This window comes from Bacillus aerolatus (assembly GCF_009183655.1).
GTDB lineage: Bacteria > Bacillota > Bacilli > Bacillales > Domibacillaceae > Pseudobacillus > Pseudobacillus aerolatus.
In genome coordinates, this window is sequence record NZ_WEIO01000004.1 from 164,337 (window position 1) to 180,184 (window position 15,848).

Here is a 15,848-nt window from a genome sequence, read left to right on the forward strand (position 1 = left end):
TCATTGAACAAGATTTATATCTCCTTAAAGTATTCAGCCATCTTTTCATTTTCCTTTTCACGTAATCGCTTATTCTCCTTTTCGAGTTCTTTATTCTTTTTCTCCAATTTTCCAACCCCAAAAATTAACTTTAACACCGTAAATCCAAGCATTCATATTCGCTCATATCCAGTTAATATTTAAACCTTTCTCTTCTCTTTTCTTGTATGCTATGTTAAAAATAAATACCGTGGTCACACTAAGAATCAAACTTATCAATAAAAACAGCAAGGAGAGTACAAAATTGCAAACATTAAAAAGAATCTCTAATCGCCTCTTTTACTTACCGCCGTATCAGGAAACGGACCGTCCTATACTAGCAGCTATCACAGGAGAAGAAAAAACGCTGCTCATCGATGCCGGAAACTCGTCAAGTCATGCCAAGTTGTTTCTAGACCAACTAGAAGAACGTAATATTAAAGGAGACTTGCTTGTTCTCACTCACTGGCACTGGGACCATGTATTTGGCATGCGAGAAATACAAGCGCCGATTATTGCTCATGACGAGACGTATAACAAAATTAAAGAATTACAAGAGCTGTCCTGGGAAGATAAAGAATTAGATCAACGTGTGAAAGAAGGAATAGAAATCCCCTTTTGTGCAGATGCAATCAAGAAAGAGCTCGGGAACGAACGAGATATTTTTCTTCCTGACCCCGATCTTACATTTGAAACCCGCATGAAAGTGAATTTAGGCGGGGTGACTTGTCTAATCGAACATGTAGGCGGCGATCACTCCCATGACTCCAGCATCGTCTATATTCAAGAAGAAAAAGCTCTTTTTCTAGGGGATTGCCTGTATGCCAACCTCTACTCAAAAAACTGGAATTACACGATTGACAATACGCTCCAGCTCATTCAGCAAATTGAAAAGTACGATGCGGATATCTTTTTCCTCTCTCATCATGACAGACCATTAACGAAAGAAGATTTCAGCTCCTTCCTTCAGCTTATGAAAAGCGCAGCCTTTTTGACTAAAAAGCATGAGGGAAACGAAGAAGCTGTCGTTCAGGAAATGTCTGAGAGTAAGCAAAGAAAATTGAGCGAAGAGGAAATGGAAACGATCACTTTTTTTGTTAATGGCTTTTCAGGAAATTAGGAAACCTTCTTCCTGCTTAACCATCCATTGTTCCACAAACACTCATACCAATTATTTCCTGTTGCCAAAGCGGAATCTTTCCAGCTTTGGCAACAGTTTTTTTATATCTAATTAAGCTTGTCGAAAAATGCCGAAAAACAATTATATAACAGATGTTGATTTTTAAATTCTGTTATAATACAATGAATTTAACAGCAACACATAAATGAATAAAAAACGAGGAGGTCATCACTATGATGCCATTAGAATTTTACCGAAACATTCCAGGAAAAGAATGCTGCCAGTGCGGAGGACAAATCATCGAGCAACACGAGTCTTATCACACTGAATGTGAATACTGCCTAAGCAAAGTGGAGGAATAAATTTGATTGCTGCCCATAAACCCTGCTCATAGATCCGCCTGTTCTTCTAAAAGACAGAGCGGATTTTTTTGTGGCTCCGTTCTATTCTTTGTTCGTTTTCAGCAAAGAAAAAAGACCGGCATGTTCACTCAGCCGGTCCAGCAAATCTCCATTTTTGATTATTACGATTGTTTAATCCATGACGAGTCCACCGTCGACAACTAAGTTTTGTCCTGTGACGGCACGACTCCATGGTGATGCGAAAAATAATGTGGCATCCGCTAGTTCCTCCGGAGTTGTTACCCGGTTTAATGGCGTGTTGTCTCTAATCAGATCAAAGACTTCATCAGGAGTCGATGCACTTGCATCTGTTTTTTGCAATAACCCACCCGAAACCATATTCACAGTAATGCCATCTGTTCCGAGTTCACGTGCCATGCTTCTCGTGAAACCGATTAATGCTGCCTTCCCTGTATTATAGTCATGATAAGGGACGACAGGGTTTTGCACTAAATTTGTTCCAATGTTTATGATTCTCCCAAAATTCAATCTAGCCATTCCTTCACAGGCAGCCTGCGTTGTATGTAAAGCTGCTTTCACGCTCCCCTTTAGTTGTGTTTCGTAGTCTTCCCAATCGATCACTTTTGCGTGTTTTCTGTTCACAGCATCAAATTTAAAATGAATAAGAGCATTGTTAATGACGGTTGTCACCGCCTGGCCAAAATGTTTTTCCGCTTCATCAAACATAGCTTGAACCTGCTCTTTGTCGGTGATGTCTGCTTGAATGGCAATCGCACGGTCTCCAATATTCTGTGCGACTTCTTTCGCTTTCTTTTCACTTTGATGATAGTTGACAATGACGCGCGCCCCTTCACGTCCAAACGCTTTTGCAATTTCTGCTCCTAATCCTCTGCCTGCTCCAGTTACCAATACAACTTGATCTTTAATTTCCACTATTTACTCCTCCTCTTGACTTTTCTAACAGTAACTCATTTGTCCAGAATTCATCAGGCTCTAGTAATGAATCGGTCAGTTCTGATTGCTTAAGCCATTTTTGTAAATGATCAAAATAATCGAGCGGCATGGAGAAATCTTCTGTAAAATAATTTAATGTCGCATTTACAATAGCCGCTTCGATCGCATTCATTGGATCTTTTTTCGTAAATTGATAGTAAATCTCTTTTGCTTCCTCACGATTGTTTCGAATAAATTCATTACTTCTTTTCAAAACCTCTAGGAATCTGCCAATCTCCTCATGCCGTTTACTGAAAACCTCTCGTGAAGTAACTAAAATTAAATTCCCTCCCGCAGGAAGCCCCCATTCTTTCAACGAAAAGAATCCTGGTTCATACCCACGTTCCCGTGCTTCGATTAATTCATGATGCTGCTGTACGGAAAAAGCGATATCGGCTTCATCGTTAATTAAAGCATCCGTATGATAAAATCCTTTATTGATCGGAATTAAATCATTTACATCACAATGTCCTCCATCAGCCTCTATGAGTGATTTAATAAAGGCTAACCCCGTTGGCCCTGGAGCACTCGGATAAGTTAATCTTTTACCAATCATATCCCTTGGTCTCGTAATCCCTTTATCTTTCAAAAACATGACGCCGCTGTCGGATTGCAAATACCTGGAGAAGCCAACGACATCATGGTTTTGCAGCCGGTCCTGCACTAAATGAAGAGGTTCCGTAACAGCAAGATCCATATTCCCTTTATAAATTTCATCAATTGCATCAAAGTGTGCTTCAGGTTCTATCATTTCAACATCCAAATGAACCTCTGCAAACCACCCCTTGTCGATTCCAACCAAAAACGGAAGGTGATTTGGGTTTAAATACCATTCAAGACCAAACTTTAAACTTTCCATGCGTCTTCCTCCCTATATACAATTGTGATTATTACTTACCGAAATTCTGGTCCTCAGCCAAATCTCTTAACTTTACATTTGCACCAATGATTTAATGGCAACAAAAAAACAGCACCACATAAAGTGATCCTGTTTTTCCAATTAATCAATGGTAAGATTAACGTTAAACAACATCACTTCCCTTCGCTGGTACTAACCAGATCAGGTTCAGAGGGTCGAAGAAAATATCATTTTCTTCTCTCAGCCGTAAAGCACCCCTAGTGAATTTCATTTTATTTAGATTAACACATCAAATGAACTTTGTCTTAAAAAATGACAGATTATTTATAATATTATATCATTTTGGAAGTACCACTGTGGTTCTTGTTCGTGTTTCATGACCTTTCAAATCAATTATTAGCGTAAAATGTAAAACGTTGTACTAATCACCATTATTAATCCATAACTTTAGCAATTTTTTCGGATGGGTCATTCATTAAGTCCTTACAGGCTAATCCTTTTTCTTTCATATACTTTTCAACTAAGTAATATCCAACGCAATATCCGGCCATTTTTGGATACAATCGCAATCCATATAATATACTATGATGCTTACGGTGGATTCTCGGCACCTTTCTATTTGGGAGCATGAGGTTTTTCCACATTTTTTCTAGCTCCTCAGTTGAATAATACGCTGTCCAAGCCGCAACGAATTCTTCGCCAATTCTTTCACGAACTGCATTTTCAGCTAATCCTTCCATAATAATAGAGTCCAATAATACATAGTCCTCTTCATTTTTTTGATAGTTGCCTAACCGGCAAACATGGTTGTATTCATGCGTAAGTATCGCTCTTATTTCATTTTCCGTATTGTTTTCCGAAATAAATAAAAATAACTTATTCTTGAAGGCCAAACCTGATTTTCCGTTATATTCATATTTCATTCTTCGGCTGTTTGTATCTGATGGCAAAATAAAGATGGGGATATCTGGACCGCTCCACAGTTTTCTCAGTTCTTGCTCCTCTTTTTGCACAATTTCCCATACATTGTTTTTCTGTAAATTTTCTACTACTTCAAATCCGTTCTTGTCCGGGCGGCAATACATCCCGTGCCAAGTTAATTCACCATAGATGTCAGCAGCTGAAGCACCCTCAAAATAATCCTCTATTTTTTTACATATTTCAATCGGCTTATAATAGAAATCGAGCAGCCACTCATCCGTTCGAACAACACTCATATCCGCACCCCTTTACCTATTAATACCAATATATGTTAGGATGAGAAAAATGATATGCAGGATGTCCCGCCTGCCCTTAAAAAACAACTAGCAGCGCGGTGCCGTATGGTGAACGAATTTGGCGAATTTGTGCACGTCTACGTCTGATTTATGCACGAGAACCACTGAAATGTGCGCGCAACCCGATGATAAAAGAATTAGGCGTACACGAATATCCAAATCTGGCTGGAATTGAAATTATTATCTGAAACTAGTAAAAGACTGTTGTTTTCATTCGCAAGTTTTGACAGCCTGTTCGTTTCAATCGGATAACACAAACCGACGTGCAATTTCTAAACTAACTCCATTAAAGGCTTGAAATTATAACCTGTTTTTTTCCACGAGCGTTCGACGATCAGCATTTCTTTTTTCCTTAAAGAATACAACCACTTACGAATTTGGCGAGTACCGCATTCTAAGTGTGCAGCTAGTTCTTCCTCTGATATATAGAACGTCCAATTGTCTGCTTCATATGAAAAAATAGCGCAAATAAGTCCCCATTCTCCATGGGTAATTCCAAGTTTTCGGTAATGGCGTGCCAGCCGAGCTAATGATGAAAAAGGCTGATTATCCGTTGTCAAAAGGGAAGGAGAGGCCGCTTTACCTCTAGGCAACTCCAAAGGTTGCGTCATTACATTCTCCTTAGACTCATGCTTTAAAAAGAACGACAAATGAGCGGGCTCCAAATAATCAGTATCGGTCATCACGATAAGCCGTTCAATGATATTGCGCAGCTCTCGTATATTACCGGGCCAGTTGTAGGAATAAAAATGTTTAATCGCCTCTTGGGAAAACACCTTTGTTTTAGAGAATTTCCTATTGAATTCCTCCGTAAAGTGTAAAATGAGCGGCAGCAAATCTGCCTGGCGGTCACGCAAAGGTGGGATATGAACAGGCACCACATTAAGACGGTAGTATAAATCTTCACGAAAGTTCTTTTGCTTTACCTCTTCTAGAAGATTGCGGTTTGTTGCCGTAATGACACGTACATTAATTTTGATTGGCGTTGTTTCACCAATTCTCGTAACCTCTTGTTCCTGTAACACCCGCAGTAATTTTACTTGGAGGGAAAAAGGCATTTCCCCAATTTCGTCCAAGAAAATTGTTCCGCCGTCAGCGGCTTCAAATAACCCTTGTTTTCCTTCTTTCAATGCACCTGTAAAAGCTCCTTTTGCGTAACCAAAAAGCTCGGATTCAAGTAAGTTTTCCGGAATAGAGCCGCAATTGACTTTAATAAATGGCTTAGCTGCGCGATCGCTCCATTGATGAATATAATGAGCGATCACTTCTTTTCCTGCCCCAGATTCCCCTGTAATTAAAACGGTCGAATCAACATTGGCAATTTTAAAAACCATCAACATGACATTATTCATAGCATCGCTGTTAAATACAAGTGATGGAACTGCATTATCATATAAAAGCGCGTGCAACCGCTTGTTTTTTACCTTTTCTTTATTCAACTCTTGTTTCAATGAACTGATTTCGGTGATGTCTTCCGATATGCTGATTATTCGCTGAATATCGCCGGCTCTATTTTTAATCGGGATACCTGTTACCATTAACGTTCTGCCCGTATTTGTCTGTTGAACAATTTGCACTTGTTCTTTTTTCTCGGAAACTAACCGTGTGGCTGAAGGAGAAATAACTCCTTCTTTTTCAACTTGAAACACTCCTTTTTCAAAAAAGTCTTTTCCTTCCGCCTTCCAAAGATCTTTCCATGAAGAGCTCACCCGTAAAGCTTTGCCGCATGCATCTGAAACGAAGATGACCTCCCGGCAATGATCAAGAATTGTTTTTAAATCTAGTTCCATATCGGAATATTCCGGACATTGACTCAGCAAAGATACGAGTATTTCTTTATGTATGACAAGATTGGCTGTATAATCACGATCTGCCACCTTGAACTTGGTGGAATGCTCGACGAGTGAATCACTATCAATGACAGGCTTCGTCCCGGATGCTGATTCGAAAATGTGAACGTCTATTTTTAAACTTTTAAGTGCCTGCTCTAATAAATTGTTAACGTCCTTTTCCTTGCTCATTTTGACACCCCCACTTAATAACCTTATCATATCACCTGTTTCCTCCGTAAAAAACACATCCCCAACTCAGTATATAAATGAGTTGGGGATGCTGAAAAAACGATTCTTTATTTGTTAAATACTGCTTGTTCAAAAGAGTAAGCAAAACGATACAAACGGCTCTCATCAAAAGCACGGCCCGTCAGCTGGAACCCAATAGGAAGCCCTGCATTAGAAAGGCCGCAAGGAACCGACATACACGGCAAACCCGTTAAATTAGAAGGACCCGTAAATTTATTAAGAACAGAAAAAATGTGTTCTTTTTTATGATTCACCACCACTTCGCGCTCATACAAATTGAGGGGCATGATCGGCGTATTCGGTGTAAGCAGAACATCTACCTGTTCAAATACTTTGTTGAATGATTGAATGGCCCGTTTCCTTATTTCCTGCGCTTCTAAGTATTCAAATGCCCTCACATCTTCACCTGTTTGGAGACGATCTTTCACTTCATCTTCCCACAGACCCGTTTTATTATCGAGATCAAGTTTGTGCGTGGCATACGCTTCACTTCTTAACACCGTACCATGAGCCTCTGATAATTCTTCTAGATTTTCTATTTCAATAAAACGGATCGAGGCACCTAAATCTTTGTAAATAGAGATGACTTGCTCCATTTTCACTTTAATCTCACTATCCAGCTGTTCGAAGAAAAAAGAAGAGGGGATACCAATCACGCATCCTTGCACTCCTTCCTCCAGCTTTTCCGTGAAATCTTCCGGTTCTTTTGCCGCGGAAAAAGGGTCTTGCGGGTCATATCCAGCAAGAGCATTTAACATCATCGCATTGTCTCTTACCGTTTTAGTCATCGGCCCGACATGATCCAGCGTTGGGCAAAGCGGGTACACTCCCCATTTGCTGACTCTTCCAAATGTCGGCTTCATTCCGACAACACCACAAAAAGACGCGGGGATACGGATAGAACCGCCTGTATCCGTTCCAAGGGCGGCATAACATAGATGAGCGGCTACTGCAGCTCCCGATCCGCTGCTGGACCCGCCCGTTATTTTCGCCGTATCATGCGGATTGCGTACCGGTCCAAAATAAGATGTATCACCTGTTGTGCCATAAGCGAATTCATGTGTATTTAATTTCCCAACAATAATCGCGCCCGCTGCCTTTAATTTTGTGACAACAGAAGCGTCATAATCAGGCAGAAAATCCTCATAAATTTTTGAGCCCATTGTCGTCCGAATACCTTTTGTGTAAATTAAATCTTTTAAGCCAATCGGAATGCCATGCAGGGGACTTTTAATAGTCCCTTGCATGATTTCCTCCTCTGCCTTCGCAGCAGAAGCCATTGCTTCTTCGTGCAGAACAGTAATAAAAGCATTCAACTCCGGATTGATGGCTTCAATGCGCTCCAGCATTAATTTTGTCAGTTCTTTAGGTGATAGTTGCCGAGATTGCAGCGCTTTCGATACAGCAATTAAATCCCAGTTCAATATCTCCCCATACTCAATCTTTTCCACCGAGATGCAGCTCCCTTTATGTCATCGTTTTAATGGGAATGCAATTGGCTGCAGAGGTGCTCCTGTCGCTCCGACAAGCGGCATAGCTCTTCCCACGAATCCTACTTCGTAAATTTTTTCTTTCGCCAGTTCTTCCAGCCACAATAGTTCGATGATTGGAATACCAACTTCCGAGAATAAGTAAGTGTGTACAGGGAAATAGTTATCCGGCTCAGGAGACGGATTTTGTTCCAGCGCAATATTATCTGCTCCAATAATCATCGCACCGAGACCAGCTAAAAATTCAGCACCTTCAACGTTAAGTCCCGGCGAATTTGTTAAATATTTATCGCGGTCCGGCCAAACAGTCATTTGGCCAGTTCTGATCATCACGATATCCCCTTCTTCAATGGATACTCCTTGCTTATCCATTGCATCTTGAAGATCTGCTTTCCCAATTCCATAAGATTCTGGCAGCCTTTCAACGCCTTTCGCATCTGGAATATCAAGCATAACGGCACGCGCAATAATAACTGGGAATTTTTCTGGTCCACATTTATTCCAATGACGGCTTCCGAGATGCTCCTTCTCGTTAAATTCGTTCCAAATTTCTCCTCTGTAACCGAAGTGGTTAAATGTATCAATATGGGTACCGCAGTGCGTGTACATAGAAATGGCATCACCTGAATAGCTGATCAATTCTTTGCTTTCTTTTGATACGTTCAGCAAATTGTCGTTCACGTTTCCTGTCGGTGTATGTGTCATCCAAATTTGATAAGGTGGATCCCCAGCGGCGGACCATGACGGCATCCCCATAAAATAATTAACAGTCAAATCAAATGTTTTCGTTTGATCAATAGATGAAAGCACTTTTTCCTTCGATTCTGTCGTAATTAAATTTAATCTCCCTATCTCATCATCCGGTCCCCAAGGACTTTTACTTACTTTTAATTGACGTTGATGTTCAAATTTACCTGGTTTTAATTGAAGATGGAAATCACACATTTTCTAACCCCCCTGAATTTTTAAAAAATTAAAATATACTTTATATATGCAATATACATGCCATCTCTTATGATTTACAACATAACATCGCCTGAGTTCGGCCCCAGCGTCTGCCCCGTGTATAAGTTTCCATCTGGATCAGAAGCAAGCATCACTGCTGTCGGCGCCACTTCTTCCACTAACCCGAAACGGGGAATCGGAAGGGATTTTCCTTTTTGTTCTTTCCAATTATGATCTAAGTTTTTAATCATGCTTGTTTCAATCGGACCTGGCGCAATACAATTAATGTTAATTCCGTATTGCCCCACTTCCCGAGCTACTGACTTTGTAAATCCAATTACTCCCGCCTTTGCTGCACAATAATGAGATAGTTCCACTCCCCCGATTTGACCAAGCTGAGAAGCAATATTAATGATACGCCCATAATTATTTTTCAACATATGAGGCAAGATAGATTTTGTACAAAGGAACGGCCCCCGCAGATTCACTTTAATCATTTGATCCCAATCTTTTACGGTCATATCTTTCAGGAGCATTTGATTGAGAATTCCCGCGCTATTAACCAAAATATCAATTCTTCCGAGCTCATTGACAGCTGTAGTTATCATTTCTTCCACTTGGTTTTCATCTGTTATATCAGCCTCAATCAGTACAACAGTAACCCCATACTCAGCTGCTAACTCTTTTTGAACAGAAATCGCTTCTTCTTCCTTGCCAAAATAATTTATAGCGATATCAGCCCCTTCTCTCGCAAACGCATCCGCAATGCCGCGGCCAATCCCCGTTGCTCCTCCAGTTATTAACGCTTTTTTTCCTGCTAGTTTCATAGAAACCCCTCCGCTTTTACATCTTTTTTCTCGATATTTACCAATTAAAATAAATTTATTTATCCTATTGAAAAATAAGTTGATATTTTACAATCTACACAATGTCTAACAAGTTCATTAAATTCACTTTTTATATTTTTTTGGACCTTTAAGTTCATTTCTTCTCTTCCTTAAATAAGCTCTCCGACAAACGAAGTAAGCCCCCCATCAACAACTAAGGAATGCCCGTTCACAAACTGAGACCGCTCTCCTGCTAAATAAAGAGCTGCTTCCGCAATATCATCAGGCATACCGAAACGTTTCAACGGATTACGCTTTAATAGTTCTGCTTCGAGTGCAGCGGGATCATTTGTAGATCCAATATATTGTTCCTCCAGTAAAGGCGTTCGAATGGCTCCGGGTGAAATGCTATTTACACGAATACCGTATTTTCCATTTTCGACCGCCGCTGCTTTCGTTAATTGCACAACCCCACCTTTAGCTGCAGAATAAACACCCAATCCCGGCCAAGCAGAAAGACCGGCAACTGAGGCAATATTGATGATGCTGCCTTGTCCTTGTTTTTTCATCATCGGGATAGCATGCTTTATACCGAGAAATACGCCTTTAAGATTGACATCCATCGTTTTAGACCATTGCTCTTCAGTCGTTTCTTCAATCGTTGTAAAGTATTCCAATCCGGCATTATTAACTAAAATATCGAGACGGCCAAATTGATCATTCGTTTGTTCAATCATTGATTGAACGCTTGCTGATGAAGAAACATCAGTGTTCAAATACATGGAAGGATATCCTTCTTCCTTCATTTCCATTGCTGTATTTCGGCCATTTTCCTCGTTTATTTCTGCAATGACAACCGTCGCTCCCGCTTTTGCGAATGTCTTTGCAATAGATTTGCCGATCCCTGAGCCGGCTCCCGTCACAATAGCAATTTTATTTTTTAAATCCATGTTCTCTCCTCCGTCGTATAGTAAAAAATTTATTACCCCTTCTATAAGTAGGCATATATAAAACTAAACCATCGATATTTAAGCAATGTGATCATCTTCAAGAACATCTTCGGCTTTCTGTTTCATGTAATACCTTCCTTTAGTCGCTATTGCTAAAGCAATATAAAGCAAAGAAGCGATGATTCCTGACAAAAAGGCAGATGTATTTGTGAAAAATTGTCCGAAGTAATTAAAAGCGGCAAGTGTACCGATAAAGCTTGAAACAACTAACGAAACGACGCCTACTGGATTCCACGCATACAAATATTTCTGTCTATATTCAAAATAAGGCGGACCTATTTTCAACAGACGTTTGACGATCACTGCATCTGTTAAAATAATGGATACCCATGCAAACAAAAATACACCTTGAAATGTTAAAAGCGCCCCTAAATAATCAAGTACATTCAAAAGCATTAGTCCAATGGCCGCTAAGGCTACCACTACTACCCAAAATGTTCGATTCGGCTTAAATTTGAATACGTTTTCAAAAAAGCTCGCAAGCGATAATGATCCACTATAAAGATTGTTAATGTTTATTCGGAGCTGCGTTAAAATGGTAAACATCGCTCCGCCAATTCCTAAAATTTGCACGAAATAAATACCCGGGTTTTCTTCAGCAAAACGTACGCCAAAATAAATTCCAATTAAACCGCTTATAAAAAAAGAGATGAGCATAGGAACAAACCCTACCATAAATACACCAATTTTCAGCTCATCCTTTTTTATAAAGCGGGCATAGTCCGTCATTACAAGCGGCAAAATGCCAACAAGCCCATTCATAATCCCGATACAGGCTAGTAAACTTGCTCCGCCAAATTCCTGTCCTTCTGGAAGAAATGAAAAAATACTACCTTCATATTTAGGTACCATTTTAAATGAGAGAAAAATTGCGGCCCCTAACAATACGAGATAGATAGGCAGTGACCACTTTTGTAATTTGTCCAGCTGCTTAATACCAAACCAATTTAACGGGATAACAGCCAGCCCAAAGAAAATCATATACACTTGCACTGGAACGATAGGCAAATACGCGTGTACAGCAGATGCCATAATCGCTCCTTCAATTGCGCAATACATAATGAAGTTTGAAGCGTAAATAATAGATGTAACAGACGCACCAATGTACCCAAATCCGCCGCCACGAGCCATTAAGTTCACGTTCATTCCCGACTTTGCTGAGTAATAGCAAATGCCAACACCAAGGATCGTCGTTAATACCGTGGCATAAATTTCTGCGACTAACGCGTTCATAGAGCCGAAACGCATCGCCATCATACTGCCCATCTGCATAAAAACCATCGCTGTCGCAATGCCAATGGTCGTGTTCACCAGGCTTCCCCACTTCATTGTCTTCGCATGCTCTGGTACTTTTTCAAGAGTAAAGTCTTCTTCTTTTCCTTCTGTAGAAGGAGGGCTATAAGTTCCCGCCATCTGCTTCTCACTCCTTTTTGAATGTTCTTGACCAATTCAACTGGAAAATCAGTATACATTTAACGATTTGCAATTATTGTGCCAATTTTCAAAAATTTGTTCAAAGCCTTCAAAATGCTATTTCAAACCATTTTTGTATAAATAGTCTTCCTTCTCTTCTAATCCTAAAAAGAGAAAAAGAGACCTTTAAGTTCCGAAAAATACTATTTATTCATTTATTAAACTTTCCATCAAACGACTCGTCTTTCTAAGCATCCCCGAGCTGCAGCGCGGACTTGTCGTGTGTTAGATTAAATAAGGAAACTGAATTCATTTTGAAAAAATAAGAAACTTAAGTAGTGGGAGGAGCAGGGTTTTATGAAAAAAACATACCAAATTAAAATAGGTGCCCCTCCCTCACTAGAATGGGCACCCGCTGATATTCCGACGGTGGATAAGCTTTTTGACGGATAAAAAAAGATCGAGTACGGCCAGCACCCGATCCAAGCAGCCACATGCCGCATAAATAGCATCTAACCTTAAAAACGACCATTGTTAAAGCTTCTATTACAACTTAGTTTGAATATCATTCCACGCTTATAAAGAGGGTTCAATTTTAGCCATTCTTTCAGATCGTTCATTCATTAGATCCTTGCAAGTTAATCCGTTTTCCCCATACAATTTTTAACTAAGTAGCATTCGACACAATACCCGGCCATTTTTGGGTATAAACGCAATCCATATAGTAACCATAGATTTTAGCAGCTGAAACACCATTAAAATAATTCTTTATTTTTTCACATATTTCGATCGGCTTATGATATGAATCGAGTAACCACTCATCCGTTCGAATAATGCTCATTTCATCTAACACCATTTGTGGAATTTAAATAAATGTTCCTATACCTTTTACAAATTTTATAATTTAGGACATACATCCTTTCAGAAATCGTTCCAGTGAATAATATGTAGTAGGGATTAAAGAAAAGAGGTGTTATGTGTATGTTTCCTATGGGACCAAGACGACGACCAATGCCCCCGTATCGCTCTGTTCCCCCGCGTAGACCATTTCAAGGCCGACAAAGTCCATCTGCAGCAAATTTCATGTCCCTGTTTCAAAACTCTGATGGGAATCTGGACATAGAAAAGATTGTAGCCGCTGCGCAGCAAATTAATAAAATACAAAGTCAGATAAGTCCAATGATCTCCATGTTCATGAAAAAATAACATGCCCCCTTTTAACTGGAAGGTAAAAAAAAAAGAGAAAAGCTGCTTAGCGCTTTTCTCCTCTTTGCTTTATTGAGCCCTTATACGATTTTCACGTAAAAGGTGCGAGTACGCGGTCCATCAAATTCACAAAAATAAATTCCTTGCCACGTCCCTAAAAGCAAACGACCTTCAGTTATAATGACATGCTGCGACGCACCCACTGTACTTGCTTTCATATGTGCCGCGGTATTGCCTTCCGCGTGCCGATCCAGCTCATGTTCCCACGGATAAACTTCATCAAAGCGCCGGATCATATCACGTTTTACGTCTGGATCGGCATTTTCATTAATCGTAATGCCAGCTGTTGTGTGAGGACAATAAACAACGGCTGCTCCGTCCCGTATGCCCTTTTCCATAATGAAATCCTGTACTTGTTGAGTGACATCGATCATTTGATCACGATTGTTCGTTTTTAAAGTGAATGTTTTGAGCATGTTTTTCTTCCTTTCCTCACTGTTTTTTACAGGCTGTTTTCGTAAAGTTTGTTGCTATTTACCAAGTAGTGCGGATTGGTTGATTTCCGCTGCAGTTGCTCGCTTTCCGCGGGGCGGGCGGTGAGCCTCCTCGGCGTAAACGCCTGTGGGGTCTCACCTGTCCCGCTTCTCCCGCAGGAGTCTCGCACTTCCGCTCCAATCAACCTTCAACAGTTTTCGTTTTAAAAGCAACAATCTTTTAGAAAAGAGCCTTTTTACAAAATTCAAGATAAATGAACACTTAACCTATTTAACATTATACTTTGGCGGCTCACACTCGATCAAAGCAACTACATGCCGCATGAAGAGCGGCTGGTCTAAAAGCGAATAAGTAGTATTTAGAAAAAATGTAACTACCTTACTCTTTGGTCGGAGGCTAGGCGGTTACTTTTTTCTTTGTATAACGACCATCACAACAATAATGTTAACGTTGCCAGTTCTTTAAGAATAAAGTTCTGTGAAGTCATACATATCATCAATTACCCCTTTGGTAATTTCTAAAAATTTATCTGTAGAAGCTTTATGAATTCTATCTTTAAATGTAACGAGACTTATTTTGATGACTAATCTAGAATCTTCTATTTCAACTATAGGCGGAAAATTAAAGCTTTCTAGTTTCAGGAAGGATTTTGGTAAAAAGGCAATTCCTAGACCCATTTGCACCATATTCAACATTGGCAAAGTTTCTGTCCCCCAATATATAACATTTGGAAAGAAACCGCTCGCTTGACATTCCTCAATAATTATTTCTGAAATTCCATGTCCAAAAGTAGTAGCCTGTAATAAAAACTTCTCGTCCTTTAGATCTTCTATCCTTACATCCCTTTTTTTCCGTAATAATCTATGATTAGGAGGAAGAGCTAGCATTAATGGCTCAGTGAATAGTATTTCATTATGCAAATCATCCTTTTTAAACACATTTCTAACGATACCAACATCTAACTTATGATTTCTTAATTCATCTAATATGTAAGATGTGTTACCTTCTTTTACGTTAATGACAATATTTGATGTATCATTTATTCTTTGTACCACCTTTGGAATAATAGTTAGATTGGCATTAGTTGAACAACCAACAGCAACCTGCCCTTTTAAGCCTTTATTTTGTTCGACCAACTCATTCATAATTGTATCAGCGGAAGCAATAAGATTTTTTGCACGATTGTAAAGCAACCGACCCGTATCTGTAAGAATTAACCTTTTCCCTCTTCTGTCGAATAATTGAACTCCTAATTCCAACTCTAGCTTTTTAATGACAGAACTTAAAGGAGGTTGTGTCATATTTAGTGCAATTGCTGCTTTTGTTAAAGAACCTTTTTCTACAATTTCGACGAAGTAACGAAGTTTTTGTATATCCACAGTCTCAAAATCCCTCCCCTTAATTTCCAATTCTCTATTAATGCACTTTCAATAATGAATGTAACTAGATTAATTCCATTATATACATATCGTGTATAAATAATAGATAATATATATATTTTACATTTATAAAAAACCAAGTTAATATAAAAACATAAAGTTCTGAATTAAAACATTATTCAAAAAATAATCTAAATCCGTGATGTTCTTCGGTCATAGGACAAGAAAGCTTGAAAGCACCTGATTCACCAGTGAAGAGAAGAGTCTTTCGGCGACGCATAAAAATTGCTATTAATTTTTAATTTTGAAAACGCTTGCAAATTTTATCTTTAGCTAAAAGTAATCCAATTAAAATTATAGAGGTTATTGAGCA

The 15,848-nt window shown here is 39.4% G+C and carries 15 protein-coding genes and 1 riboswitch; of the genes, 3 read left to right on the top strand and 12 right to left on the bottom strand.

Annotated features, from left to right (window positions below):
* Positions 1 to 14: 14 nt before the first annotated feature.
* Positions 15 to 152, bottom strand: coding sequence for a hypothetical protein (locus F9802_RS08660; protein WP_225435251.1), 138 nt, complete (start codon positions 150 to 152; stop codon positions 15 to 17).
* 131 nt (positions 153 to 283) lie between these two features.
* On the opposite strand from F9802_RS08660, the gene F9802_RS08665 reads away from it, so the two are divergent.
* Entirely contained in the window at positions 284 to 1,138 is an 855-nt protein-coding gene (locus F9802_RS08665) for an MBL fold metallo-hydrolase (protein ID WP_152150972.1), read from the top strand.
* A gap of 233 nt (positions 1,139 to 1,371) precedes the next feature.
* Positions 1,372 to 1,500 (top strand): protein YhfH, encoded by a 129-nt coding sequence (gene yhfH, locus F9802_RS08670; protein ID WP_152150974.1) that lies wholly within the window; start codon positions 1,372 to 1,374, stop codon positions 1,498 to 1,500.
* Positions 1,501 to 1,671: 171 nt separating this feature from the next.
* On the opposite strand, the gene F9802_RS08675 is transcribed toward yhfH, so the two are convergent.
* From F9802_RS08675 to F9802_RS08715, 9 genes are all read right to left on the bottom strand, one after another.
* Positions 1,672 to 2,433 (bottom strand): 3-oxoacyl-ACP reductase, encoded by a 762-nt coding sequence (locus tag F9802_RS08675; protein WP_152150976.1) that lies wholly within the window; start codon positions 2,431 to 2,433, stop codon positions 1,672 to 1,674.
* On the bottom strand, positions 2,423 to 3,352 hold the full coding sequence (locus F9802_RS08680) for an ABC transporter substrate-binding protein (protein ID WP_152150978.1): 930 nt from the start codon (positions 3,350 to 3,352) through the stop codon (positions 2,423 to 2,425). The genes F9802_RS08675 and F9802_RS08680 overlap by 11 nt, the downstream gene beginning before the upstream one ends.
* Positions 3,353 to 3,513: 161 nt before the next feature.
* Positions 3,514 to 3,621: riboswitch (TPP riboswitch) on the bottom strand.
* Between the two features lie 165 nt (positions 3,622 to 3,786).
* A complete protein-coding gene (locus F9802_RS08685) occupies positions 3,787 to 4,569 on the bottom strand; it encodes a DUF2268 domain-containing protein (protein ID WP_152150980.1) in 783 nt (260 codons plus the stop codon).
* A 332-nt stretch (positions 4,570 to 4,901) separates the two neighbouring features.
* Positions 4,902 to 6,650 (bottom strand): sigma-54 interaction domain-containing protein, encoded by a 1,749-nt coding sequence (locus F9802_RS08690; protein ID WP_191991812.1) that lies wholly within the window; start codon positions 6,648 to 6,650, stop codon positions 4,902 to 4,904.
* Between the two features lie 107 nt (positions 6,651 to 6,757).
* The gene (locus F9802_RS08695; RefSeq protein ID WP_225435253.1) at positions 6,758 to 8,161 is read right to left on the bottom strand and encodes an amidase; all 1,404 of its coding nucleotides are present in this window, start codon (positions 8,159 to 8,161) and stop codon (positions 6,758 to 6,760) included.
* A gap of 21 nt (positions 8,162 to 8,182) precedes the next feature.
* Positions 8,183 to 9,145: a cyclase family protein gene (locus tag F9802_RS08700; protein ID WP_152150984.1), complete on the bottom strand. Its 963-nt coding sequence runs from the start codon at positions 9,143 to 9,145 to the stop codon at positions 8,183 to 8,185.
* Positions 9,146 to 9,219: 74 nt separating this feature from the next.
* A complete protein-coding gene (locus F9802_RS08705; RefSeq protein ID WP_152150986.1) occupies positions 9,220 to 9,972 on the bottom strand; it encodes a 3-oxoacyl-ACP reductase family protein in 753 nt (250 codons plus the stop codon).
* Between the two features lie 170 nt (positions 9,973 to 10,142).
* Entirely contained in the window at positions 10,143 to 10,922 is a 780-nt protein-coding gene (locus tag F9802_RS08710) for an SDR family NAD(P)-dependent oxidoreductase (protein WP_152150988.1), read from the bottom strand.
* Between the two features lie 78 nt (positions 10,923 to 11,000).
* Complete coding sequence (locus F9802_RS08715; RefSeq protein WP_152150990.1) at positions 11,001 to 12,395, bottom strand: purine-cytosine permease family protein; 1,395 nt, start codon at positions 12,393 to 12,395, stop codon at positions 11,001 to 11,003.
* A 1,011-nt stretch (positions 12,396 to 13,406) separates the two neighbouring features.
* On the opposite strand from F9802_RS08715, the gene F9802_RS20230 reads away from it, so the two are divergent.
* Positions 13,407 to 13,601, top strand: a complete 195-nt coding sequence (locus F9802_RS20230) for a YppG family protein (RefSeq protein WP_225435276.1) — start codon at positions 13,407 to 13,409, stop codon at positions 13,599 to 13,601.
* Positions 13,602 to 13,681: 80 nt separating this feature from the next.
* On the opposite strand, the gene F9802_RS08725 is transcribed toward F9802_RS20230, so the two are convergent.
* A complete protein-coding gene (locus tag F9802_RS08725; RefSeq protein ID WP_152150994.1) occupies positions 13,682 to 14,077 on the bottom strand; it encodes a secondary thiamine-phosphate synthase enzyme YjbQ in 396 nt (131 codons plus the stop codon).
* Between the two features lie 480 nt (positions 14,078 to 14,557).
* The gene (locus F9802_RS08730) at positions 14,558 to 15,475 is read right to left on the bottom strand and encodes a LysR family transcriptional regulator (protein WP_152150996.1); all 918 of its coding nucleotides are present in this window, start codon (positions 15,473 to 15,475) and stop codon (positions 14,558 to 14,560) included.
* Positions 15,476 to 15,848: the final 373 nt, after the last annotated feature.

Bases quoted from the DNA above. Each gene is read 5' to 3' on its own strand.
- F9802_RS08660 (WP_225435251.1), bottom strand. From the start codon at position 152: ATGCTTGGATTTACGGTGTTAAAGTTAATTTTTGGGGTTGGAAAATTG.
- yhfH (WP_152150974.1), top strand. From the start codon at position 1,372: ATGATGCCATTAGAATTTTACCGAAACATTCCAGGAAAAGAATGCTGC.
- F9802_RS08680 (WP_152150978.1), bottom strand. From the start codon at position 3,352: ATGGAAAGTTTAAAGTTTGGTCTTGAATGGTATTTAAACCCAAATCAC.
- F9802_RS08685 (WP_152150980.1), bottom strand. From the start codon at position 4,569: ATGAGTGTTGTTCGAACGGATGAGTGGCTGCTCGATTTCTATTATAAG.
- F9802_RS08690 (WP_191991812.1), bottom strand. From the start codon at position 6,650: ATGAGCAAGGAAAAGGACGTTAACAATTTATTAGAGCAGGCACTTAAA.
- F9802_RS08700 (WP_152150984.1), bottom strand. From the start codon at position 9,145: ATGTGTGATTTCCATCTTCAATTAAAACCAGGTAAATTTGAACATCAA.
- F9802_RS08705 (WP_152150986.1), bottom strand. From the start codon at position 9,972: ATGAAACTAGCAGGAAAAAAAGCGTTAATAACTGGAGGAGCAACGGGG.
- F9802_RS08710 (WP_152150988.1), bottom strand. From the start codon at position 10,922: ATGGATTTAAAAAATAAAATTGCTATTGTGACGGGAGCCGGCTCAGGG.
- F9802_RS08715 (WP_152150990.1), bottom strand. From the start codon at position 12,395: ATGGCGGGAACTTATAGCCCTCCTTCTACAGAAGGAAAAGAAGAAGAC.
- F9802_RS20230 (WP_225435276.1), top strand. From the start codon at position 13,407: ATGCCCCCGTATCGCTCTGTTCCCCCGCGTAGACCATTTCAAGGCCGA.
- F9802_RS08725 (WP_152150994.1), bottom strand. From the start codon at position 14,077: ATGCTCAAAACATTCACTTTAAAAACGAACAATCGTGATCAAATGATC.